The organism is Hydrogenophaga sp., assembly GCF_019635465.1.
Lineage (GTDB): Bacteria > Pseudomonadota > Gammaproteobacteria > Burkholderiales > Burkholderiaceae_C > Hydrogenophaga.
The window spans coordinates 135056-156242 of record NZ_JAHBZK010000008.1 but is presented as its reverse complement, the minus strand read 5'-3'; the positions used below and the strand labels follow the sequence as shown (position 1 = coordinate 156242).

The 21187-nt window shown below is 68.3% G+C and carries 18 protein-coding genes; 10 read left to right on the top strand and 8 right to left on the bottom strand.

Annotation, left to right across the window (positions count from 1 at the left end; all coding sequences use genetic code 11):
- Nucleotides 1-42 precede the first annotated feature (42 nt).
- Both recJ and KF871_RS09320 read right to left on the bottom strand, forming a co-directional pair.
- Nucleotides 43-1779, bottom strand: coding sequence for a single-stranded-DNA-specific exonuclease RecJ (gene recJ, locus KF871_RS09325; protein WP_291141140.1), 1737 nt, complete (start codon nt 1777-1779; stop codon nt 43-45).
- Nucleotides 1776-2732: a phosphoglycerate mutase gene (locus KF871_RS09320; protein WP_291141139.1), complete on the bottom strand. Its 957-nt coding sequence runs from the start codon at nt 2730-2732 to the stop codon at nt 1776-1778. Before KF871_RS09320 ends, recJ begins: the two co-directional genes overlap by 4 nt.
- A 48-nt stretch (nt 2733-2780) precedes the next feature.
- Between KF871_RS09320 and KF871_RS09315 the strand changes: the two genes are divergently transcribed.
- Entirely contained in the window at nt 2781-4037 is a 1257-nt protein-coding gene (locus KF871_RS09315; protein WP_291141137.1) for a lipoprotein-releasing ABC transporter permease subunit, read from the top strand.
- The gene (gene lolD / locus KF871_RS09310; RefSeq protein WP_291141134.1) at nt 4030-4704 is read left to right on the top strand and encodes a lipoprotein-releasing ABC transporter ATP-binding protein LolD; all 675 of its coding nucleotides are present in this window, start codon (nt 4030-4032) and stop codon (nt 4702-4704) included. Before KF871_RS09315 ends, lolD begins: the two co-directional genes overlap by 8 nt.
- 24 nt (nt 4705-4728) lie before the next feature.
- Here the strand turns inward: lolD and KF871_RS09305 are convergent, their stop codons facing one another.
- A complete protein-coding gene (locus tag KF871_RS09305) occupies nt 4729-5145 on the bottom strand; it encodes an META domain-containing protein (RefSeq protein WP_291141132.1) in 417 nt (138 codons plus the stop codon).
- A 52-nt stretch (nt 5146-5197) separates the two neighbouring features.
- Between KF871_RS09305 and KF871_RS09300 the strand changes: the two genes are divergently transcribed.
- From KF871_RS09300 to KF871_RS09275, 6 genes are all read left to right on the top strand, one after another.
- The gene (locus tag KF871_RS09300) at nt 5198-6028 is read left to right on the top strand and encodes a TatD family hydrolase (protein WP_291141129.1); all 831 of its coding nucleotides are present in this window, start codon (nt 5198-5200) and stop codon (nt 6026-6028) included.
- Nucleotides 6025-6519, top strand: coding sequence for a DNA-deoxyinosine glycosylase (locus tag KF871_RS09295; protein WP_291141127.1), 495 nt, complete (start codon nt 6025-6027; stop codon nt 6517-6519). The genes KF871_RS09300 and KF871_RS09295 overlap by 4 nt, the downstream gene beginning before the upstream one ends.
- Nucleotides 6520-6547: 28 nt before the next feature.
- Nucleotides 6548-7309 (top strand): spermidine synthase, encoded by a 762-nt coding sequence (locus KF871_RS09290; RefSeq protein WP_291141125.1) that lies wholly within the window; start codon nt 6548-6550, stop codon nt 7307-7309.
- 1 nt (nt 7310) lies between these two features.
- Complete coding sequence (locus KF871_RS09285; protein WP_291141122.1) at nt 7311-9131, top strand: type II/IV secretion system protein; 1821 nt, start codon at nt 7311-7313, stop codon at nt 9129-9131.
- Between the two features lie 778 nt (nt 9132-9909).
- Nucleotides 9910-10851: a DMT family transporter gene (locus tag KF871_RS09280; RefSeq protein WP_291141119.1), complete on the top strand. Its 942-nt coding sequence runs from the start codon at nt 9910-9912 to the stop codon at nt 10849-10851.
- Nucleotides 10852-10854: 3 nt separating this feature from the next.
- Complete coding sequence (locus KF871_RS09275; protein WP_291141116.1) at nt 10855-11652, top strand: SDR family oxidoreductase; 798 nt, start codon at nt 10855-10857, stop codon at nt 11650-11652.
- Between the two features lie 18 nt (nt 11653-11670).
- Here the strand turns inward: KF871_RS09275 and KF871_RS09270 are convergent, their stop codons facing one another.
- A complete protein-coding gene (locus KF871_RS09270; protein WP_291141113.1) occupies nt 11671-13581 on the bottom strand; it encodes an FAD-dependent monooxygenase in 1911 nt (636 codons plus the stop codon).
- Between the two features lie 136 nt (nt 13582-13717).
- Here KF871_RS09270 and KF871_RS09265 point away from each other — a divergent pair, with 136 nt between their 5' ends.
- A complete protein-coding gene (locus KF871_RS09265) occupies nt 13718-14137 on the top strand; it encodes a MarR family winged helix-turn-helix transcriptional regulator (protein ID WP_291141109.1) in 420 nt (139 codons plus the stop codon).
- Here KF871_RS09265 and KF871_RS09260 read toward each other — a convergent pair.
- Nucleotides 14134-15069 carry a DMT family transporter gene (locus KF871_RS09260; RefSeq protein WP_291141106.1) on the bottom strand — a complete coding sequence of 312 codons (936 nt, stop codon included), beginning with the start codon at nt 15067-15069 and terminating at the stop codon, nt 14134-14136. The genes KF871_RS09265 and KF871_RS09260 overlap by 4 nt on opposite strands.
- Before the next feature lie 345 nt (nt 15070-15414).
- Here KF871_RS09260 and KF871_RS09255 point away from each other — a divergent pair, with 345 nt between their 5' ends.
- Nucleotides 15415-16407: a quinone oxidoreductase gene (locus tag KF871_RS09255; protein WP_291141104.1), complete on the top strand. Its 993-nt coding sequence runs from the start codon at nt 15415-15417 to the stop codon at nt 16405-16407.
- 56 nt (nt 16408-16463) lie between these two features.
- Here the strand turns inward: KF871_RS09255 and KF871_RS09250 are convergent, their stop codons facing one another.
- From KF871_RS09250 to ileS, 3 genes are all read right to left on the bottom strand, one after another.
- Entirely contained in the window at nt 16464-17615 is a 1152-nt protein-coding gene (locus KF871_RS09250; protein ID WP_291141101.1) for an aminotransferase class V-fold PLP-dependent enzyme, read from the bottom strand.
- Nucleotides 17616-17761: 146 nt separating this feature from the next.
- Nucleotides 17762-18265 (bottom strand): signal peptidase II, encoded by a 504-nt coding sequence (lspA, locus tag KF871_RS09245; protein WP_291141098.1) that lies wholly within the window; start codon nt 18263-18265, stop codon nt 17762-17764.
- Nucleotides 18265-21120 (bottom strand): isoleucine--tRNA ligase, encoded by a 2856-nt coding sequence (gene ileS, locus KF871_RS09240; protein ID WP_291141095.1) that lies wholly within the window; start codon nt 21118-21120, stop codon nt 18265-18267. The genes lspA and ileS overlap by 1 nt, the downstream gene beginning before the upstream one ends.
- Between the last annotated feature and the right edge of the window lie 67 nt (nt 21121-21187).

Sequence of the window (21187 nt, the reverse complement as noted above, 5' to 3'; positions counted from 1 at the left end):
GGCGCCTGACGCCCCGGCCGACCCGGCCGCCGTGGCGCAGACTCAGACGTCCGCCGCCTCCACCAGAAACCGCACCCTTCGCTGCCCCTGCCATTCGTCTGCGTCCAGGCGAAAGGCGATCGTCACGCGCTCGGGCAGTGGCTCGGTGTGGCCGAACCAGATGCCGTCGACCGCGTCGCCCTGGTGCTGCAGCTTCAGAGCCAGGTGCTTCTCCCCCACGATGCGCTGGCTGACCACGCGCACCTCCTCGCTGAACACAGGGGGCGCGAAGCCTTGACCCCACACCTGCTGGTGCAGGGTGTCCACCAGATCGGGTCGGCGGTACTGGCGATCGAGCGGGCCATCGGTTTCGATGCGCCGTTGCAGCGTGGCTGCGTCCAGCCACTCGTGTGCGACCTGTTGCAGGGCTTGCTCAAAGGTGTCGAGGTGTTCTTCTTCGATGGTGCAACCCGCCGCCATGGCGTGGCCGCCAAAGCGCAGCAGCACGCCCGGATGACGCTTGGCCACCAGATCGAGCGCATCGCGCAGGTGAAACCCGGGGATGGAGCGGCCCGAGCCTTTGAGTTCGTGCTCCTTGCCCAGCGCGGTGCTGGAGGCAAACACGAAGGTGGGCCGGTGCAGCTTGTCCTTCAGGCGTGAGGCGACGATGCCGACCACGCCTTCGTGAAAGTCGGGGTCGAACACCACCAGCGCAGGCGGCGGTTGTTCGCTCTCGTCGAACATCTCTTCGGCCAGCATGAGGGCCTGCTCGCGCATCTCGCCCTCGATGGCTTTGCGCTCGCGGTTGATGCCGTCCAGGGTGCGCGCCAGTTCGTCGGCGCGCGCGCGCTCGTCGGTGAGCAGGCATTCGATGCCGAGGGTCATGTCGGCCAGGCGCCCGGCGGCGTTCAGCCGGGGGCCCAGCGCAAAGCCGAAGTCGAAGGTGGTTGCCGTCTCGGTGCGGCGGCCGGCCGCCGTGAACAAGGCCGCCATGCCGGCGGGCAGCGCGCCCGCGCGCACGCGCTTGAGCCCCTGCGCCACGAGGCGGCGGTTGTTGGTGTCGAGCTTGACGACATCGGCCACTGTGCCCAGTGCCACCAGTGGCAGCAAGGCGTCGATGCGGGGCTGCGTCTGGGGCGTGAAGACACCGCGCGCACGCAACTCGGCGCGCAGGGCCAGCAGCACGTAGAACATCACGCCCACCCCGGCAATGCTCTTGCTCTCGAAAGGGCAGCCGGGCTGGTTGGGGTTGACGATGAGGCAGTCGGCAGGCAGCACCGTCTGCCCGCCTTGTTGGGCCGGCAGGTGGTGGTCGGTGACGATGACCGACAGCCCGAGTTCGCGCGCCACCCGCACCCCGTCCAGGCTGGCGATGCCGTTGTCCACTGTGACCAGCACCTGCGCGCCGGTGGCCTTGACGCGCTGTGCGATGGCGGGTGTGAGGCCATAGCCATCGACCACCCGGTCCGGCACCAGGTAATGCACATCGTCAAAAGCCAGGGGTGCTCCCAGCAGCCGCAGGCCACGCACGGCCACGGCGCACGCGGTGGCGCCGTCGCAGTCGTAGTCGGCCACGATGCAGATGCGCTGCTTCGCGGCCATGGCGTCGGCCAGAGCGGTGGCGGCTTCGGCCGCGCCTTTGAGGTCGGTCGGTGGCAGCAGCTGGGCCAGGCCGTCGTCAAGCTGGTCGCGCTCGACGATGCCGCGCGAAGCAAACAGCCGGGCCAGCAAGGGGTGCAGGCCGCTTTGCTCCAGCGCCCAGGCGGCGCGCGGTGGGACGTCGCGGGTGATGATCTTCATAGCGTGTTCAGCAGTTGGGTCGGCGTCGTTGCGCGGACCATGCCCAGTGCCGCGCCCAGGCGTTGCCATGGGCCCGGCCGCGAGGCGGTCAGGGTGAGTGCGGCTTGTTCGCCGCACAGGGTCAAGGTCAGGGCCTGCCCGCTGTTGTGCCGCGCCAGCAGGTCGCGCATCAGCGTGGCGTCGAGCGCTTTCCAGGCGTTTTGCCAGGCCGCCACGTCGCCTTGCAGGGCGCTGGCGCGCAGGCTGTCGACGCAATGCGGCGCCGGCCGGCCGGACGTCGTGGTCGGCACCGCGCCGGCGGCATCGACCCAGATGCCGTTGATGGCGAGCTGGCGCGATGCCTCGCGTTCGTCGTTGACGGGGTGGGTGTAGAAGAGCATTTGCGCTTCGCTCATCAGGCGCTGCAGCCAGCGCGCCTCGTCGCCTTGGGGCAGCCAGGCGGCCACCGAGCGGCCGGCCACCCGGTCCAGGCTGGCGCAGCGCAGCCGGCCCAGTCGCGTGCCTTGGGCGTGCCAGCGCGTGGGGCTGTCAAAGCGCAGTTCAACGCCATCCTCTGCGCACAGGGGTTGGAGGGCGTCGAACAGGGCACGGGCATGGGCCTCGCTCAGGGCCAGCCCTTCGCCGGGCTGCAACTGGACCTGGTCCATGCCGACCTGCAGGTGCACCGGATGCACCCAGGCCTGCGGCGTGCCGGGCTGCGCGCTGGCCAGGGCGGCCCCGGGCCAGCCCGTTGTCGACGCTGGCACACCCTGCGCCCAGGCCAGGGCCAGCTCGTGTGGCGCGTCAAAGGCGGTGGACTCGGTCTCGATGCAATGCGCCTCGCGCAGGATCGCCAACAGCCGCTGCAGATTCGGCAGCGGCGGGATGTCGGGGCGCTGGCCGCCTTGCCCGAAGCTGGCGAAAGGAACCACCCAGTGGTGATCGGAATCCAGGTTCAGGGGCAGGGCAGGCATCGGGCGATTGTCGGGGATGCCACAATGCCCGCCGCTCGCCGAACTTTCATGCAAACCCCCTACGAACTTCTGCTGGGCTGGCGCTACACCCGCGCTGGTCGCGCCACCCGCCGCAACGGCTTCATCTCCTTCATCTCGGGCGTGTCCATGCTGGGCATTGCACTGGGGGTGGCTGCGTTGATCATCGTGCTTTCGGTCATGAACGGCTTCCAGAAGGAGGTGCGTGACCGCATGTTGGGCGTGCTGTCGCACATCGAGGTGTTCGAGGCCGACGGTCAGGCCATCGTGAACCTGCCCAAGACCCTGGCCGCCATTGAGGCGCAACCTGAAGTGGTGGGTGCCGCGCCCTTTGTGGGCGCCCAGGCGCTCATCGCCCGCGGCGAAGACATGCGCGGCGCCCAGGTGCGCGGCATCGACCCCGCGCTGGAGCCGCGCGTGACGCCGTTGGCCGCCGAACTGGCCGACAGCGTGCTGCCGCGTCTGCACGCGGGCGAATTCGGCATCGTGCTGGGTGGCGCGCTGGCGCGCAGCCTGGGCGTGATCGCCGGCGACACGGTGACGCTGATCGCGCCCACGGGCCAGGTCACGCCCGCCGGTGTGGTGCCGCGCGTGCGCACCATGACGGTGGTGGGGACCTTCGATTCCGGCCACTACGAGTACGACGCTTCGCTGGCCATGCTGCACATCGACGACGCCGCGCGCATCTTTCGCGTCGAGGGGCCGACCGGCGTGCGCGTGAAGCTGCGCGATCTGCACACCGCGCGCGAGGTTGCGGTGCGCATGGCAGGCGACCTGGATCAGGGCCTGGTGGTGCGCGACTGGACGCGCCAGAACCGCACCTGGTTTGCCGCCGTGCAGCTCGAGAAACGCATGATGTTCATCATCCTCACGCTCATCGTTGCGGTGGCAGCGTTCAACCTGGTGTCCACGCTGGTGATGACGGTGACCGACAAGCGCGCCGACATCGCCATCCTGCGAACGCTGGGCGCCAGCCCGCGCAGCATCATGGGCATCTTCGTGGTGCAGGGCGCAGCCGTCGGCGTGATCGGCACTGGGCTGGGCCTGTTGTTCGGGCTGGCGGTGGCCTTCAACATCGACACCATCGTGCCTGCGCTGGAGCACCTGTTGCGCACCAGCTTTTTGCCGCAGGATGTCTACCTCATCAGCCGCATGCCCAGCGACCCGCAGCAAGCCGACATCGTGCCGGTGGCGCTCATCTCGCTGCTCATGGCCTTCGTGGCCACGCTGTATCCCAGCTGGCGCGCCAGCCGCGTCAACCCGGCGGAGGCGCTGCGCTATGAGTGAAGTGGTGCTTGCGGCGCAGGGCCTGCGCAAACGCTTCAAAGAGGGCCGCCTGGACGTTGGCGTGCTCGACGGTGTCGACCTCGAGGTGCGCCGCGGTGATACCGTGGCCATCGTCGGCGCCTCGGGTTCCGGCAAGAGCACCTTGCTGCACCTGCTGGGTGGGCTCGATGCCCCCAGCGCGGGCGACGTGCGCCTGATGGACCAGCGCTTCTCGGCGCTCGATGCCACGCAACAGGGCGTGCTGCGCAACCGCCACCTCGGCTTTGTCTACCAGTTCCACCACTTGTTGCCCGAGTTCACCGCGCGCGACAACGTGGCCATGCCGCTGTGGATCCGGCGCCTGCCGCGCGAGCAAGCCGCCGACCAGGCTGCAAAGGTGCTCGACCGCGTGGGTCTGTCGGCGCGCCTGATGCACCGGCCGGCAGAGCTGTCGGGCGGCGAGCGCCAGCGTGTGGCCATCGCGCGCGCCCTGGTCACGCAGCCAGCCTGCGTGCTGGCCGACGAGCCCACCGGCAACCTCGATCGCTCCACCGCCGATGGCGTGTTCGAGCTCATGCTCGATCTGGCGCGCGACCAGGGCACGGCCTTTGTGCTGGTGACCCACGACGAAGGTCTGGCAGCGCGCTGCGGCCGCGTGTTGCGTCTGGCGGGCGGGCGCCTCGGCTGACCAGGCGTTGCCAGGGTCGGCGCGTCAGCGAACCACAGGCGCGAAGCGCAGCGGCCAGATCTGGCCCTCCACCTCCAGCAGCAGTTCGTTGCGCTCCAGGCGCAGGCCCTTGACCTGCTGCAAGGCCGCCAGGTAGCGCGTCTCCTGCTCGCCGATCGGCCCCGGGCAGGCCATGCGCGTCATGCCCAGTTGCCCGAACGCCATGCGGTGCCCCACCTGGGTGTAGGTGCCAAAGAATCGGTTGCACGACCCGAAGCCCGCCACCCGGCCCGCCTCGGGGAAGGCGAGGGTGGCCTGCACGCCATCGACCACCTTCACACCATGCAGGTCCTGCAGCCGCCATTCGGTGCCCACCACGTCGGGCGCTGACCCGCCCGGCATGGCGCAGGCGAACAGGGTGCACAGCAATGGCAGGGCAAGGGCAATGCGAAGCGGGCTCATGCGGTTCCTCCTCTGGCGGTGACAATGCGCAGCGACACGCCTTATACCCCCGATGTGGATCGACACGCACTGCCATCTCGACGCGCCGGAGTTCGACGCGACCACCGCGATCAGCTGGCGCGCCCAGGCCCGCGAGCATGGCGTGGGCCGCTGCGTGCTGCCGGCGGTGGAGCGCGCCAACTGGGACGCGGTGCGCACCCTGGCCCACCGTTTCGATGACGCCTACGCGCTGGGCATCCACCCCTTGTACGTGCCGCGCGCTGGCGAAGACGACCTTGACGCGCTGGACGCCACCCTGAGCGAGCATCGAAGCGACCCCCGTCTGGTGGCGGTGGGCGAAATCGGGCTGGACTTCTTTGTGCCGGCGCTCACCGAGCCCGCCATGCGTGAGCGCCAACAGCACTTCTACCGCGCGCAGCTGCGCCTGGCCCGCAAGCATGGCCTGCCGGTGATCCTGCACGTGCGGCGCAGCGCCGACGCCTTGCTCAAGGGCCTGCGCGAACTGCCCACGGGCGGCGGTATCGCGCACGCCTTCAACGGCAGTGCCCAGCAGGCACAGGCGTTTGTCGATCTGGGCTTCGCGCTGGGCTTTGGCGGCGCGCTCACCTTCGAGCCTGCGCGGCAGTTGCGCCGCCTGGCCAGCGACCTGCCGCTGCAGGCCCTGGTGGTTGAGACCGATGCGCCCGACATCCCGCCGCAATGGCTGTACGTGCCGGCGGCCGAGCGGGCGGCCGGGCGGGCGCAAGGCATCAACCACCCGCGCGAGCTGCCGCGCATTGGCGCCGTGCTGGCGGCGCTGCGCGGGCTGCACCCCACCGAGTTGGCGCAGGCCACCACCGCCAACGCCCGGCGGGTGCTGCCCCGGCTGGCGGCGCTGGCATGACGCGTCTGCAAGGCCTGGCGCCGGTCATCGATGCCCGCACACGTCTGCTGGTGCTGGGCAGCTTTCCGGGTGTGGCGTCCTTGCGGGCGCAGCAGTACTACGGGCACCCGCAGAACGCGTTCTGGAAGATCCTGAGCACCCTGTGGGCCTTGCCGTTGATGGAGTTCAGCTACGCCGCCCGCCTGGACGCGGCGCGCGACCATGGCCTGGGCATCTGGGACGTCTACGCCAGCTGCGAACGCGAGGGCAGCCTGGACACGGCCATCCGCGACGCCGAGCTCAACGACCTGGCCTCGCTGCGCCAGCGCTGCCCGCAACTGCAGGCCATCGCGCACAACGGCGGCGAGAGCTTTCGCCACGCGCGCCACACCCGCGCCCTGGGCCTGCCGGTGCACTCCCTGCCCTCGACCAGCCCGGCCAACGCCGGCTGGTCCTTCGATCGCAAACTGCAGGCATGGCAAGCGGTTCTATGCGCACACGGCGTGGCCTGAACCGAGGTGTTGATAATCGGCCGTGCCCATGAAGACCCCACCCGCGCTGCCCGAAGTCAACATCTCCGAACTCGACGAGGTGCGTTACCTGCACCTGGGCACCGAATGGGTACAGGGGTCGATGCAGCTCGACCAGCCGTTCGATATCCACCTGGAGTACGTGCAGCGCATGATGGCCTGGTTGCTGTTCGTCGAGCCCGACTTTGTGCCCAAGCGGCGCGCGCTGCAGCTGGGGCTGGGCGCGGCCACGCTCACCAAGTTCTGCTTCAAGCGGCTGCGCATGGACACCACGGTGATCGAAATCAACCCGCAAGTGGTGGCCGTGTGTCGGCGCTGGTTCAAGCTGCCCGCGCCGAGCGCGAGGCTGCAAATCATCCTGGACGACGCCGGGCAGGCCATTCGCCGCCCGGAACACCAGGGCCGCTACGACGCGCTGCAGGTGGACCTCTACGACCACGAAGCCGCGGCTCCGGTGCTCGATTCGCCCGGCTTCTACGCCGACTGCCGCGACGCGCTGACCGACGAAGGCTGCCTCACCGTCAACCTGTTCGGGCGTGACGCCAGCTACGAGCGCTCGCTGGCCAGCCTGTGCGAGGCCTTTGGCGACGACGCGGTCTGGGCATTTCGCCCCACGCGCGACGGCAACACCATCGTGCTGGCGCAGCGCCACGCCGAGCGCCCGGGCTCGGCCACCTTGGCGGCGCGCGCCAGCGAGATCAAGCGACGCTGGGGACTGCCCGCCCCCAAGTGGCTGCGCAACATGCAGCGTGTGTCCACCCAGGTGTCCTGACATGAAATCTGCCGCTCCCCACCACGCCGCTGCGGCGCACCAGGGTCCCATCGAATGGCGCCATCTGCTCAAGTGGTTGCGTGAGGACGGACTCATCAGCGAGGACGAAGCCCGCCGCACCGAGACCCGCATCGCCTCGGCCCACAGCGCGCAACACCCGCTGCAGCGCCTGGCGGTGGTGGGCGTGACACGCGCGGCGGACGGGCATTTGCTCGACGCCGAGGCGCTGGCGGAGTGGCTGGCGCAGCGCAGCGGGCTCGACTACTTCCGCATCGATCCGCTCAAGGTCGAGGTGGGCAAGGTGGCCGACGTGATGAGTGCGGCCTACGCCGAGCGCCACCGCGTGTTGCCGGTGCAGGTGACCGCTGCCGAGGTGGTGGTGGCCACGGCCGAGCCCTTTGTGCGCGACTGGGTGAGCGAGGTCGAACGGCAAACGCGCAAGCGCGTGCGACTGGTGCTGGCCAGCCCGGCCGAGATCGCGCGTTACACGGGCGAGTTTTTTGCATTGGCCAAGTCGGTGCGCGCGGCCAACAAAGCCGGCGGGTCGGCCGGCCTGCAAAGCTTCGAGCAACTGGTGGAGCTGGGCAAAGGCAACAAACAGCTCGACGCCAACGATCAGGGCGTGGTGCAGGTGGTTGATTGGCTGTGGCAATACGCGTTTGACCAGCGCGCCAGCGACATCCACTTGGAGCCGCGACGCGAGCAGGGCGTGATCCGCTTTCGCATCGATGGCGTGCTGCACCCGGTCTACCAGCTGCCGCTGGGCGTGATGAACGCCATGACGGCGCGCATCAAGCTGCTGGGCCGCATGGACGTGGTCGAGCGCCGCCGCCCGCAGGACGGGCGCATCAAGACGGTCAAGCCTGGCGCCGGCGGCGCGAGCGGGGCCCGCGGCGACGAGGTGGAGATGCGTTTGTCCACGCTGCCCACCGCCTTCGGTGAAAAGCTGGTCATGCGCATCTTCGACCCCGAGTCGACGGTGAAAGACCTGTCGGCCCTGGGCTTTGCCGCGCACGACGCGCAACGCTGGGAGGCCTTGACGCGCCGCCCGCACGGCATCGTGCTGGTCACCGGCCCCACCGGCTCGGGCAAGACCACCACGCTCTACGCCACGCTCAAGCGGCTGGCCACCGAAGAGGTGAACGTGAGCACGGTGGAAGACCCGATTGAGATGATCGAGCCGGCCTTCAACCAGACCCAGGTGCAGCCGCAGCTCGACCTCGACTTCGCCCAGGGCCTGCGCGCCCTCATGCGCCAGGACCCGGACATCATCATGGTCGGCGAGATCCGCGACCTGGCCACCGCCGAGATGGCAGTGCAGGCCGCACTCACCGGTCACCTGGTCTTCTCGACCCTGCACACCAACGACGCGCCCTCGGCCGTGATGCGGCTGATGGAGCTCGGCATTCCGCCCTACCTCATCAGCGCCACCGTGCTGGGCGTGCTGGCGCAACGCCTGGTGCGCACCCTGTGCCCGGCCTGCAAGCAACCCCTGCCGAAAGAAGAGGTGGCCAGCAGCCGCGAGCAACTCGCCGACATCGTCAAGCCCTGGCAGGTCTCGGGCGGCTACCGCCCTTACCAGCCCGTGGGTTGCGTGGACTGCCGCATGACCGGCTACCGCGGCCGCATGGGCCTGTACGAACTGCTCAGCGTGACCGAGGCCTTCAAGGACAAGGTGAGCCGGGAGCCGAAGATGGAGGCCCTGCGCGCGCAGGGCGTGGCCGACGGCATGCGGCCGCTGCGCTTGGCGGGGGCGGCGAAGGTGGCCGAAGGGGTGACGACGCTCGATGAGGTGTTGGCGGCTACGCCGCCGCTGGCTTGAGCTTGTCTCCGGCTGCGGCGGTCACCGGCGACCGGGGCATCCGACTCCGCTCATGTCCCCCGGATCGGGCTTGCAGCCCGATCCTCCTCCTTTACTTCGCTACATCGGACACCCCGATCACCAGTGACCTGGTGGCGGTGAGGGCATCCAGGTTCGGCTTCGGGCCCCTTGCAGACATCGCTAAGCGACGATGAGCTTGCGAAAGTACGGCAAGAGTTCGGCGTATCGCGTTAGGTACGCGTCACTGTCGGAGTGTCGCGAGGCTCTGGCGGAAATGAACAATTCATTGCGCAGGTCGGCGATTGACTCTCGCTTCTTCTCTCGCGCGGACGACGCCGACGCCTCCAATGAGCCGTAGTGCTCATAGCCGTTGAATGTCATTGCAAATGCAAAGACGGCCCGCCGGTCATCTGCTGCGGGCAAGTCCGCCAACTTCAATCCCGACGCTTCTGGCATCGCCACTCCCATGTCCGCTCCTAGCCGGAAGCGGCCGAGGATTCGCAGCACTATATCCAGCGACAGTGTGCTTCGGTCGTCAGATGCGTTTGAACGTCTTCGCTGTGCCGGCTTGCCTATTCACCACTTGAGCTCGCGGGTGTAGGGTGCTTCACGCAGCGGCATAAAGGAGGAGGCCCGGCGCAGCCGGGCCGGGGGACAGCCGCGGAGTGGAATACCCCGCGACCGCGAGCGCGCGAGGCGCCACGAGTGGGGTGCACCGACCCCCACAAAGCCCCGCAAACGCCACCCATGAAGGCCGAGATCGATAATCCAGCGCTTCATGTCCGCCGCCCACCCCCACCCCCACCTGGCCTCCGGCCTGCTCATGGCCTCGCTCGGCTCCATTGCCTTCAGTGGCAAGGCCATCATCGTCAAGCTCGCGTACCGCTACGGCGTCGATGCGGTCACGCTGATCATGTACCGCATGCTGTTTGCGTTGCCGCTGTTCCTGGCGCTCACCTGGTGGGCCAGTCGAACCCGCAACGGGCACACGCCGCCGCCGCTGACGCGGCGCGACTGGCTGGGAGTGATCGGGCTGGGGGTGACGGGCTATTACCTCGCGAGCTTTCTCGACTTCTGGGGGCTGGAGTTCATCAGTGCCAGCCTGGAGCGGCTGATCCTCTATCTCAACCCCACCATCGTGCTGGTGCTGGGCTGGTTGCTGTATGGCCGGCGCATCACGCGGCTGCAGGCCGTGGCCATGGGCATCAGCTATGCGGGCGTGCTGCTGGTGTTTGGTCGCGAGGCGGGTCAGCAGGGGCCGCACGCCGCACTGGGTGCGGGCCTGGTGTTCGCCAGTGCCATCAGCTACGCCATCTACCTTGTCTACAGCGGTGAACTCGTCAAGCGACTGGGCTCGCTGCGGTTGGTGGGGTTGGCCACCAGCGTGGCCTGTGTGCTGTGTATCGCGCAATTTGTGGTGCTGCGCCCGCTGTCGTCGGCGGCGGTGCAGCCCGAGGTGGTCTGGCTGTCCTTGCTCAACGCCTCGCTGTGCACCTTTGTGCCGGTGTTGCTGGTAATGATGGCCATCGAGCGCATCGGCTCGGGCCTGACGGCGCAGACCGGCATGATCGGCCCGATGTCGACCATCGTCATGGGCGTGCTCATCCTGGGCGAACCCTTCAATGGCTGGATCGTGGCAGGCACGGTGCTCGTGCTGTCGGGTGTGTATCTGGTGACGCGCTTCGGCGCGCCCAAGGTGTTGGACAAGACGGGAGATTGATCGATGGATCTGGGTATCAAAGGCAAGTGGGCGCTGGTGGGCGGGTCGAGCAAGGGCCTTGGCCTGGGCTGCGCACAGGCGCTGGCCGCCGAGGGTGTGAACGTGGTCATGGTGGCCCGCGGCGCCGAGGCGCTGGAGGCGGCTGCGCAGGCCTTGCGCGGCGCGTGCCCGGCGGTGAAGGTGCTGACGGTGGCCACCGACATCACCACCCCGGCGGGGCGCGAGGCGGTGTTTTCCGTGGCCGGTGGCCCGGGCACCGCGTTCGACATCGTGGTCACGAACGCTGGCGGTCCGCCGCCGGGTGACTTCCGCCAATGGGACCGCGATGCCTGGATCGCCGCGCTCGACGCCAACATGCTCACGCCCATCGAGCTGATCAAGGCCACGGTGGACGGCATGGCCGCGCGCGGCTTTGGCCGGGTGGTCAACGTCACCTCGGGCGCGGTGAAGGCGCCGCTGCAAGTGCTGGGCCTGTCCAACGGTGCGCGCACCGGGCTCACGGGGTTCGTCGCCGGTCTGGCGCGCAGCGAAATTGCGGCGCAGGGCGTCACGGTCAACAACCTGCTGCCGGGCGCATTCGAGACCGACCGCCTGCGCACCACGCTGGGCGGCCTGGCCAGCAAGCAGGGCAAGACCTACGAAGACGTGGCGGCCGGGCGCCGCCAGGGCGTGCCGGCCAAGCGTTTCGGCAACTCGGCCGAGTTCGGCGCGGTCTGCGCGTTTTTGTGCAGCGTGCAGGCGGGCTACATCACTGGCCAGAACATCCTGGCCGATGGTGGCGCCTACCCGGGCACGTTTTGACGCCCCGTGCGCGGCAGCTCAGCCGCGCACGCGCAGGATGCCTGCGAAGTAGCGGGTCAGCGCTTCGCGCGCCGTGAGCGGCAGGATGGCGCCCACGTACTGGTCGGGCCGCACGATCACGATGCACCCGTCGGCGCGGTGGATGCCGCGCAGATCGAAGATGTCCTGACCGTTCTGCTGGTTGGCGCAGAAGGCCTTTTCGTAGTCGCACAAGCCGTAGCGGCCCACCGCCGGACGCAACAGCGCGGGCAGGGTGTTGTGGTCCAGCGTGCGGAAGCCTTGTTGAAAGACGGCGCGTGTGTCGATCACCGCGTCGATGTCTTCATCTGCAGCCGTGTGGCGGCGGATCGGCGAAGTTGGGTCATTGGACAGCCAGTCGCACAGCGACGCCACCGCGCCGCCCGGTGCGCCTGCATCGTTGGCGGGTGCAAAGACGAACAGGCGGAATCGTGCGTCGGCGTCGATCGCGTGCCCCAGTTGCATCGGTTTGGCGTCGGCCAGGCGCACCACCGGCGCCGAGTGAAAGCGCTTGCCGATGTCGAAGCCGGTGGCCAGTGACTGGTGCGCGGCGTCGCCGGTCAGCGTGCCCGGTTCGTACTGGATGGTCAGGCCGCAGGTAAAGGGCAGGTTGTTGACGAACTCGCGCGCCACGCGGGGCAGGCCGTCGGTGGTGGCGTCGTCTTCGGCGCGGGCACCCACCACGCGCGACCACTTGTGGTCGAACTCCACCAGGCCCTTGGCGGCGGCGCGGCGCTCGCCGGAGTAGCTGTGCAGCAGCGACGCATCGGCGCGGCCGGTGAGCACCGAGATCAGCTTCCAGCCGAGGTTGAAGGTGTCGCCCATGGACACGTTCATGCCTTGCCCGGCCTTGGGGCTGTGGGTGTGGCAGGCGTCGCCGGCCAGCATTACGCGCGGTGATCGGGTGGCCACCTCGGCCTCAGGCACGTCGTCGAACTTGTCGGTCAGGCGGTGGCCGATTTCATAGATCGACCACCACACCACTTCCTTCACGTCCAGCGTGAAGGGCGCAAAGATGCGCTGGGCCTTGGCGATGATGTCGTCGGCGTTGAGGCCGCGGTCCGCGGCGCGCTCCTGCTCGCCCAGTTGATCGAGCTCGACGTACAGGCGCACCAGGTGGCCGCCCTCGCGCGGCAGCACCATCAGGATGCCGTCGCCTTGCGAGCGCACGAAGGACTTCATGCGCCAGTCGGGGAAGTCGGTGACGGCCAGCAGGTCGATCACGCCCCAGGCCTGGTGCGCGGCGTCACCGTGCAGCTTGCCGCCAATGGCCGTGCGCACGTTGGAGCGGGCACCGTCGCAGCCAATGACGTAGTTGGCGCGCACCGTTTCGGTCTGGCCTTCGCGCCCGGGCGCGGTGTGGGCCAGCGTGACGGTCACGGGGTACTCGGTGGTCGTCGGGTCCACCGTCAGCGTGGCCACCTTCAGGCCGTAGTCGGGCACCAACCGCGTGGGCGACTGACGCATCACGTCCAGGAACATGTCGTGCACGCGTGCCTGGTTGATCAGCACGTGCGGCATCTCCGAAATGCCGTCGGGCACGTCCTGCACACGGGCCACCCGCGACAGGCTGTTGGCCTCGGCGGGCGACCAGAAGGTGGTCTCGTTGATCCAGACCGATTCGCGCATGACCTTCTCGGCAAAGCCGAAGGCCTGGAACATCTCCATGGTGCGCACGCTGATGCCGTCGGCCTGGCCCTTTTCCATAGGGCCCATCTTGGGCTCCACGAGCATGGTGCGGATCTGCGGCACCCGCGCCAGTTGGGCGGCCAGACACAGTCCGGCGGGGCCGGAGCCGGCAATCAGCACGTCGACCGTCCTGGGCAGTGGGTCACCCGGTTGGCGGTGGCCGGGCGTGGCCGGTTGCACATCGGGGTCGCCGGGGATGAAACCGTTGACGTGGTACTGCATGCGTGTCTCCTGGCGTGGATGTGAGTGCGAATCAAATATGCATGCATATCGTATGTATACATATTAAAATCGTCAAGCCCACCGATCAGCGGCCACCGGTGCGGGTGGGGCATGATGCGGCGCGATGGAGGTACGGATGGACAGGATGGAAATGGCGGGTCACCTGATCCGGCGGCTGCACCAGCAGTCGACGCAGGTGTTCCAGACCCGCATGCAGGCGGCGGGGTTCGACATGACCTCGGTGCAGTTCGCTGCACTGGATGCGATTGCCCAGCAGCCGGGCGTCGACCAGGCCAGTCTGGCCGCCACCATCGGCTTTGACCGCGCCACCATCGGCGGCGTGGTCGACCGGTTGGAACAAAAGGGCCTGGTGCTGCGCAGCGTCAGTGCCGAAGACCGGCGCGCTCGTCAGCTTGAGCTCACCAAGCCCGGTCAACAGGTGCTTCGCGCGTGCCGCCCGGTGGTCGAGGCGCTGCAGGCGGAGATCGTGGGCGCGCTGACCGCCAAGGAGAGCGCCACCTTCCTGGCGCTGGCGCGCAAGGCGCTCACCGGCTAGCGCGACTTGCGCGGGCTGGAGATGACAATGCCGGCCACGATGCAGCCAAAGCCGGCCACATGGAACCACTGTGGCCACTCACCCAGCATGGCGCCCGACAGTACGGCGGCAAACAGCGGCGTGAGGTTGACGAAGAAGCTGGCGACGGCCGGCCCGACCCGGCCCACGCCGGCCGCCCAGGACCGATACGCCAGCAGCGACGGGAAGATGGCCACGTAAAGCAGCGCTGCGGCCAATGGCCAGCCCCAGACGATGCGGGTGTCGCTCGGCAGGTACAGCCATTCGGCCGCCGCCAAGCCGCCCGACCAGACCAGGCCCATGACCATCTGCGCCATCAGAAAGGCGGCCCAGTCGGCCTTGATGTCCGGCGCGTAGCCGCCTTGTGGTGGGCGCACCAGCAGCCAGCTGTACCAGGCCCAGACCAGCGCGGCGAGCAGGATCCAGCCGTCGCCCGGCACCAGCTTGACCGCCAGCAGGTGCGCCAGGCTGCCCCCCGAGAGCACCACGGCCACACCGGCCAGCGAGCAGGCCGCGCCCAGCGCCGCGCGCGGTGTCACCGGCGCGCCGAAGCCGATGCGTCCCACCAGCAGCATCCACACCGGCATGCTGGAGGCCACCAGCGTCACGTTCAAGGGTGTGGAGGTTTTGAGCGCCAGGTACTGCAAGGCGTTGTAGCTGCCCACGCCCAGCGCACCCAGCAGGGCAAAGCGGCGCCATTGCGGCCACAGGGAACTGCCCGGTCGCAACACCCAGCCCGCGACGGGCAACAGGATGAGCAGGGCCAGGCCCCAGCGCAGGAAGTTCAGCGTGCTCGGCGGCACGGTCTGGTTCATCAATCGGCCAACAACGGCGTTGCCGGCCCAGAACAGGGGCGGCAGCGTGAGCAGGGCGATGGTGGACGGGCTCAGCCGTCCCGCGGGTGCAGCGGACATGGGGCGCGACTGTAGCGCTGTGCGCCGCTCTCAGGCATCGCGGCAAGGAATGACCTTGGCGGATGACGAATGACTTCGCCGCTTCGCGGCGGGGATGACGGATGACCGGTGGTCCTAGGGTGTCGTCATGGCGCGGCCAGGCGGCGCCAGTCATCGAGCGGCGCCGCCGCGAAGTCATTGGTTATCCGTCATCGCATGCCATCGCATGCCACAGAACGGCCAATGACCGGGCCACGCACGCCGTTGCGCGGGCGATGCCAGAATGCGCCAGTCATCCAGCGGCGCAGCCGCGACATCATTTGTCATCCGTCATCGACACCCCCGAGCAACACAAGAGGAGACCCCATGAGCAGCACCAGTCGCGCCGTGCGCATTCACGCCACCGGCGGCCCCGATCAATTGGTCATCGACACCGTCGAGGTGGGCGAGCCAGGCCCGGGCCAGGTCCGCATCCGCCACCACGCGGTGGGCCTGAACTTCATCGACGTCTACCAGCGCACCGGCCTGTACCCGTTCCCCATGCCGCTGTCGCTGGGCATGGAAGGCGCCGGCGTGATCGAGGCGGTGGGCGAAGGGGTGACGCACCTCAAGGCCGGTGACCGCGCGGCCTATGCGTCGAACCCGCCCGGCAGTTATTGCGACGTGCGCGTGATGCCGGCCATGAATGTGTGCAAGCTGCCGGACGCGATCGACTTCGAGACCGGCGCGGCCATGATGCTCAAAGGCTTGACCGCGCAGTACCTGCTCAAGCATTGCAAGCCGGTCGAGGGCCTGGAGCCCGGCGACCATGTGCTGTTCCATGCCGCGGCCGGCGGTGTGGGCCTGATTGCCTGCCAGTGGGCCAAGCACCTGGGCCTGCGCCTGATCGGGACCGCAGGCTCCGACGACAAATGCCAACTGGCGCTCGACCACGGCGCGGCCCACGCCATCAACTACCGCACCGACGACTTCGCGGCCAGAGTCAAGGAGATCACCGGCGGCAAGGGCGTGAAGGTGGTCTACGACTCGGTAGGCAAGGACACCTGGGACAAGTCGCTCGACTGCCTGCGGCCCTTCGGGCTCATGGCCAGCTTCGGCAACGCGTCGGGCCCGGTGGCGCCGTTTGCGCCGGGCATCCTCGGGCCCAAGGGTTCGATCTACGTGACCCGCCAGACGCTGTTCTCCCACATCACCAGCCGCGAGCGCACGCAGCGCATGGCCGATGACTTGTTTGGCGTGGTGGCCAGCGGCGCGGTCAAGATCCGCATCGATCAGCACTTTGCACTGACCGACGTGAAGAAGGCGCACGAGAGCCTGGAGGCACGCGCCACCACCGGCTGCACGGTGTTGTTGCCCTGACGCGCAGCGGCTCTCTACCGGCCCTGTGAATGGCGGTCCGGTAGAGGGCAGGCGTTTCAGGCGGTGTGGGCTTCGGCGATCGGCGCGACCTGCTGCAGCGCAGCTTCGAGCCGCGCCACCGTGGCCGGCACGTCGTGCCACTTGTCCAGACCGAACAGGCCGATTCGGAAGGTCTTGAAGTCCGCACCTTCGTCGCACTGCAGCGGCACGCCGGCGGCGGTCTGCAGGCCCAGGGCCAGGAAGGCCTTGCTCGATTGCACCTCTGCGTTGGTGGTGTGGCTCACCACCACGCCAGGCGCCTTGAAGCCATCGGCCGCCACGCTGGCAAAGCCGTGGCGCTCCACCAGCGCGCGCACCGCTTTGCCCAGGGCAATCTGCTCGTCACGCACTTTCGCAAAGCCATAGGCCTCGGTCTCGAGCATGGTCGCGTGCAGGCGAGCCAGTGCGTCGGTGGGCAGGGTGGTGTGGTACGCGTGGCCACCGCCTTCGTAGGTCTCCATGATCTGCAGCCACTTCTTCAGGTCCATGGCGAAGGTGGTGCTTTGCGTGGCGTCGATGGCCTGGCGGGCGCGCTCGCTGAGCATGACCATGGCGCAGCAGGGCGAGCTGCTCCAGCCTTTTTGCGGCGCGCTGATGAGCACGTCGACACCGGTCGCACGCATGTCCACCCACATGGCGCCCGAGGCAATGCAGTCGAGCACGAACAGACCGCCCACAGCGTGCACCGCATCGGCCACGGCCTTGAGGTAGTTGTCGGGCAGCATCATGCCGGCGGCGGTTTCCACGTGAGGCGCGAACACCAGGGCGGGCTTTTCGCGCGCGATGGTGGCCACCACCTCGTCGATCGGCGCGGGTGCCCAGGGGGCCTGCGCACCGCTGCTGACCGGGCGGGCCTTCATCGCGGTGTGGCTGGCCGGAATCGCGCCCATGTCGAAGATCTGCGTCCAGCGGTAGCTGAACCAGCCGTTGCGGATGACGAGCACGTGTTTGCCGTGCGCGAACTGGCGCGCCACCGACTCCATGCCGAAGGTGCCACTGCCCGGCACCAGCACCGCCGAGTGCGCACCGTAGACGCGCTTGAGCATGGCCGAGATGCCGGTCATCACGCCCTGAAAGCGCTTGGACATGTGGTTGAGGGCGCGATCGGTGTAGACCACCGAGAACTCGTACAGACCGTCGGGATCGACGTCGGGCAGCAGGCCGGGCATGGTGTTCTCCTCTTGGTGGAATGACGGATGACTTCGCGGCTGCGCCGCTTGATGACGGATGACCGCCGCATTCTGGCACTGCCGCGGTGCTGCTGCGCACGCACCGGTCATTTGTCATGCCCGCCGCGCAGCGGCGGCGTCATGCGTCATCCGCGGCGCATGCGGCGGATTTCGTCGATCACCAGCAACACCGCGCCCAGGCTGATGGCGCAGTCGGCCAGGTTGAAGGCCGGGAAGTGCCCCCCGGGAAACAGGCCGGCCAGGAATGCCCAGTGAAAGTCCAGCCAGTCGACCACGTGGCCGTGCACCAGGCGATCGATGACGTTGCCGATGGCGCCGCCCAGAATCAGCGACAGCGCCAGCGCGAACAGTTTCTGTCCGGGGTGGCTGCGCAGCATCCAGACGATGAACACTGCTGCGGCCACGCCGATGGCGGTGAAGAACCAGCGTTGCCAGCCGCCGGCACCGGCCAGGAATGAGAAGGCGGCACCGCTGTTGTGCACGCGCACGACGTTGAAGAAGGCGGTGACCTCGACACTGTCACCGAGCTGGAAGTTGCTCAGGATCAGCCACTTGGTGAGGTGGTCGAGGCCGACGATGGCCAGCGCCAGCGCCAGCCACGGGACGATACGGGATGCGTGGCGGGGCATCAGGCCACCGCGCGCGCTTCACCGGCGCCAAACAGGTTGCTCGTGCAGCGCCCGCACAGGGTGGGGTGCGCGGCATCGTGGCCGACGTCGTCGCGGTAGTGCCAGCAACGTTCGCACTTGGCGGCGGTGGCCGGCGTCACCTGCACCGCCAGGTCATCGCCATCGACCACGGTCGCGGACGAGGTGATGGTGACGAAGCGCAGGTCCTCGCCCAGCGAGCGCAGCAGCGCCGCGTCGTCGGCCGGGGCGGTGATGGTCAGCAAGGCCTGCAGCGAAGAGCCCACCGTGCCCTGGGTGCGCACGTTCTCGATCTCCTTGTTGGCCAGATCGCGGATCTCGCAGATGCGCGACCACTTGGCCAGCAGCCCTTCTTCGGCCGGCGGCAGGTCGGCCCAGGTCTCGAAGAAGATGGAGCCCTGGTTCTGCGCGCCGGCCAGGATCGGCCAGGCCTCTTCGGCGGTGAAACTCATGAAGGGTGCCATCCAGCGCAGCATGGCGTGGGCGATCTGGTGCAAGGCAGTCTGCGCACTGCGGCGCGCGCGGCTGTCGGGGGCGCTGGTGTAGAGCCGGTCCTTGAGCACATCCAGGTAGAACGCCCCCAGGTCTTCGGAGCAGAACACCTGCAGCTTGGCCACAACCGGATGGAACTCATAGCGATCGAAGTGGGCCGTGACCTCACCCTGGAACTGCGCGGCGCGTGCCAGTGCCCAGCGGTCGATCTCGAGCAGCTCGCCCAGCGGTACGGCGTGTTGTGCTGCGTCGAAGTCGCTCAGATTGGCCAGCAGGAAGCGCAGCGTGTTGCGGATACGGCGGTAGGCGTCGACCACGCGGGCGAGGATCTTGTCGTCGCCGGCGATGTCCCCGGAATAGTCGCTGGCCGCCACCCACAGTCGGATGATCTCGGCGCCGAGCTTCTTGTTGACGTCTTGCGGGTCGATGCCATTGCCGAGCGACTTGCTCATCTTGCGGCCCTGGCTGTCGACCGTGAAGCCGTGCGTGAGCAGGCCGCGGTAGGGCGCGCGGTCGAAGATGGCGCAGCCCAGCAGCAGCGAGCTGTGGAACCAGCCGCGGTGCTGGTCGTGGCCTTCGAGGTAGAGGTCGGCCTCGGGACCTTGCGAGTGGTGGGCGCCGTTGGGGTAGGCGTGCGCATGGCTGCCGCGCAGCACATGCCAGAAGGTGGAGCCCGAGTCGAACCACACCTCGAGGATGTCGCTGCTCTTGTCGTAATGCGGCGCGTCCTCGGCGCCCAGGATGTCTTCGGTGCTGACGCGGCTCCAGGCCTCGATGCCGCCCTGTTCGACGATGTCGGCGGCCTGGTCGAGGATGTCCATGGTGCGCGGATGCAGCTCGCCCGTGGCCTTGTGCAGGAAGAAGGGCAGCGGCACGCCCCAGCTGCGCTGGCGCGAGATGCACCAGTCGGGTCGATTGGCGATCATGTCGCGCAGGCGCGCGCGGCCGTTCTCGGGGTAGAAGCCGGTGTGCTCGATCGCATCGAGCGCCAGCTGGCGCAGCGTCTTGGGCGCCTTGTCCTTGGTGAACACGCCCACGCCTTCGTCCATGCGGATGAACCACTGCGCCGCGGCGCGGTAGATCACCGGTGACTTGTGGCGCCAGCAGTGCGGGTAGCTGTGGGTGATGCCGACCGTGCTCATCAGCCGGCCCGCCGCCTTGAGCGCCGCAATGATGGTGGGGATGGCTTTCCAGATGTGCTGGCCGCCGAACAGCGGGAAGTCGGCCGCGTACACGCCGTTGCCCTGCACCGGGTTGAGCACGTCGTCGACCTTGAGGCCGTGCGCGATGCAGGAGTTGAAGTCGTCCAGACCATAGGCTGGCGAGGAGTGCACGATGCCGGTGCCGTCGGTGTCGCTGACGTAGTCGGCCAGGTAGACCGGCGACAGGCGCCGGTAGCCGGCGTCCGCGTCGTACAGCGGGTGGCGGAAGTTCAGGCCGCCGAGCTTGTCGCCCGTGGTGGTGGCGATGACCGTGCCTTCGAGGCCAAAGCGTTCAAGGCACTGCTCGACCAGCGTCTCTGCCAGCACCAGGCAGCCTTTGGGTGTATCGACCAGGGCGTATTGCAGCTCGGGGTGTGCGTTGAGCGCCTGGTTGGCCGGAATGGTCCAGGCCGTGGTGGTCCAGATGACGGCAAAGCCGGTCTTGCCCGTGGGCAGCGCGCTCAGCCCGAAGGCCGCGGCGAGCCTGGCCGCGTCGTCGGTCTCGAACGCCACGTCCAGCGTGTCGCTGCCCTTGTCGGCGTACTCGATTTCGAATTCTGCCAGCGAGCTGCCACAGTCGAAACACCAGTACACCGGCTTGAGGCCGCGGTACACGAAGCCGCGCTCGATGACACGTTTGAACGCGCGGATCTCACCCGCTTCGTTGCCCGGCGCCATGGTCAGGTAGGGGCGCTCCCAGTCGCCCAGCACACCCAGGCGCTTGAAGTCCTCGCGCTGCTGGTTGATCTGCTCGGTCGCGTAGGCGCGGCTCTTGGCCTGCATGTCGTCGCGGCTGAGGTTGCGGCCATGCTTTTTCTCGATGGCGTTCTCGATCGGCAGACCGTGGCAGTCCCAGCCGGGGATGTATTGCGCGTCAAAGCCGGCGAGCTGGCGGCTCTTGACGATCATGTCCTTGAGCACCTTGTTGACCGCGTGACCCATGTGGATCTGGCCGTTGGCATAGGGCGGGCCGTCGTGCAGCACGAACAGCGGCGCTCCGCGTCGCGCGTCGCGAAGGCGTTGGTACAGGCCCTGTTCGTTCCACTGCTTGACCCAGCCTGGCTCGCGCTTGGGCAGATCGCCGCGCATGGGGAATGGGGTGTCAAGCAGGTTGACGGGGTAGTTGTTCTTCGTCTCGGACATGGTGGTTCCGTGGTGGCTTGGCCAAGCTCAGCCCAGGGTGGGCGGACAAGAGGGTGACGACGGGCGC

Excerpts from the sequence above, each read along its gene's own strand:
- recJ (WP_291141140.1), bottom strand. The coding sequence starts at position 1,779 with ATGAAGATCATCACCCGCGACGTCCCACCGCGCGCCGCCTGGGCGCTG.
- KF871_RS09320 (WP_291141139.1), bottom strand. The coding sequence starts at position 2,732 with ATGCCTGCCCTGCCCCTGAACCTGGATTCCGATCACCACTGGGTGGTT.
- KF871_RS09315 (WP_291141137.1), top strand. The coding sequence starts at position 2,781 with ATGCAAACCCCCTACGAACTTCTGCTGGGCTGGCGCTACACCCGCGCT.
- lolD (WP_291141134.1), top strand. The coding sequence starts at position 4,030 with ATGAGTGAAGTGGTGCTTGCGGCGCAGGGCCTGCGCAAACGCTTCAAA.
- KF871_RS09305 (WP_291141132.1), bottom strand. The coding sequence starts at position 5,145 with ATGAGCCCGCTTCGCATTGCCCTTGCCCTGCCATTGCTGTGCACCCTG.
- KF871_RS09300 (WP_291141129.1), top strand. The coding sequence starts at position 5,198 with ATGTGGATCGACACGCACTGCCATCTCGACGCGCCGGAGTTCGACGCG.
- KF871_RS09295 (WP_291141127.1), top strand. The coding sequence starts at position 6,025 with ATGACGCGTCTGCAAGGCCTGGCGCCGGTCATCGATGCCCGCACACGT.
- KF871_RS09290 (WP_291141125.1), top strand. The coding sequence starts at position 6,548 with ATGAAGACCCCACCCGCGCTGCCCGAAGTCAACATCTCCGAACTCGAC.
- KF871_RS09285 (WP_291141122.1), top strand. The coding sequence starts at position 7,311 with ATGAAATCTGCCGCTCCCCACCACGCCGCTGCGGCGCACCAGGGTCCC.
- KF871_RS09280 (WP_291141119.1), top strand. The coding sequence starts at position 9,910 with ATGTCCGCCGCCCACCCCCACCCCCACCTGGCCTCCGGCCTGCTCATG.
- KF871_RS09275 (WP_291141116.1), top strand. The coding sequence starts at position 10,855 with ATGGATCTGGGTATCAAAGGCAAGTGGGCGCTGGTGGGCGGGTCGAGC.
- KF871_RS09270 (WP_291141113.1), bottom strand. The coding sequence starts at position 13,581 with ATGCAGTACCACGTCAACGGTTTCATCCCCGGCGACCCCGATGTGCAA.
- KF871_RS09265 (WP_291141109.1), top strand. The coding sequence starts at position 13,718 with ATGGACAGGATGGAAATGGCGGGTCACCTGATCCGGCGGCTGCACCAG.
- KF871_RS09260 (WP_291141106.1), bottom strand. The coding sequence starts at position 15,069 with ATGTCCGCTGCACCCGCGGGACGGCTGAGCCCGTCCACCATCGCCCTG.
- KF871_RS09255 (WP_291141104.1), top strand. The coding sequence starts at position 15,415 with ATGAGCAGCACCAGTCGCGCCGTGCGCATTCACGCCACCGGCGGCCCC.
- KF871_RS09250 (WP_291141101.1), bottom strand. The coding sequence starts at position 17,615 with ATGCCCGGCCTGCTGCCCGACGTCGATCCCGACGGTCTGTACGAGTTC.
- lspA (WP_291141098.1), bottom strand. The coding sequence starts at position 18,265 with ATGCCCCGCCACGCATCCCGTATCGTCCCGTGGCTGGCGCTGGCGCTG.
- ileS (WP_291141095.1), bottom strand. The coding sequence starts at position 21,120 with ATGTCCGAGACGAAGAACAACTACCCCGTCAACCTGCTTGACACCCCA.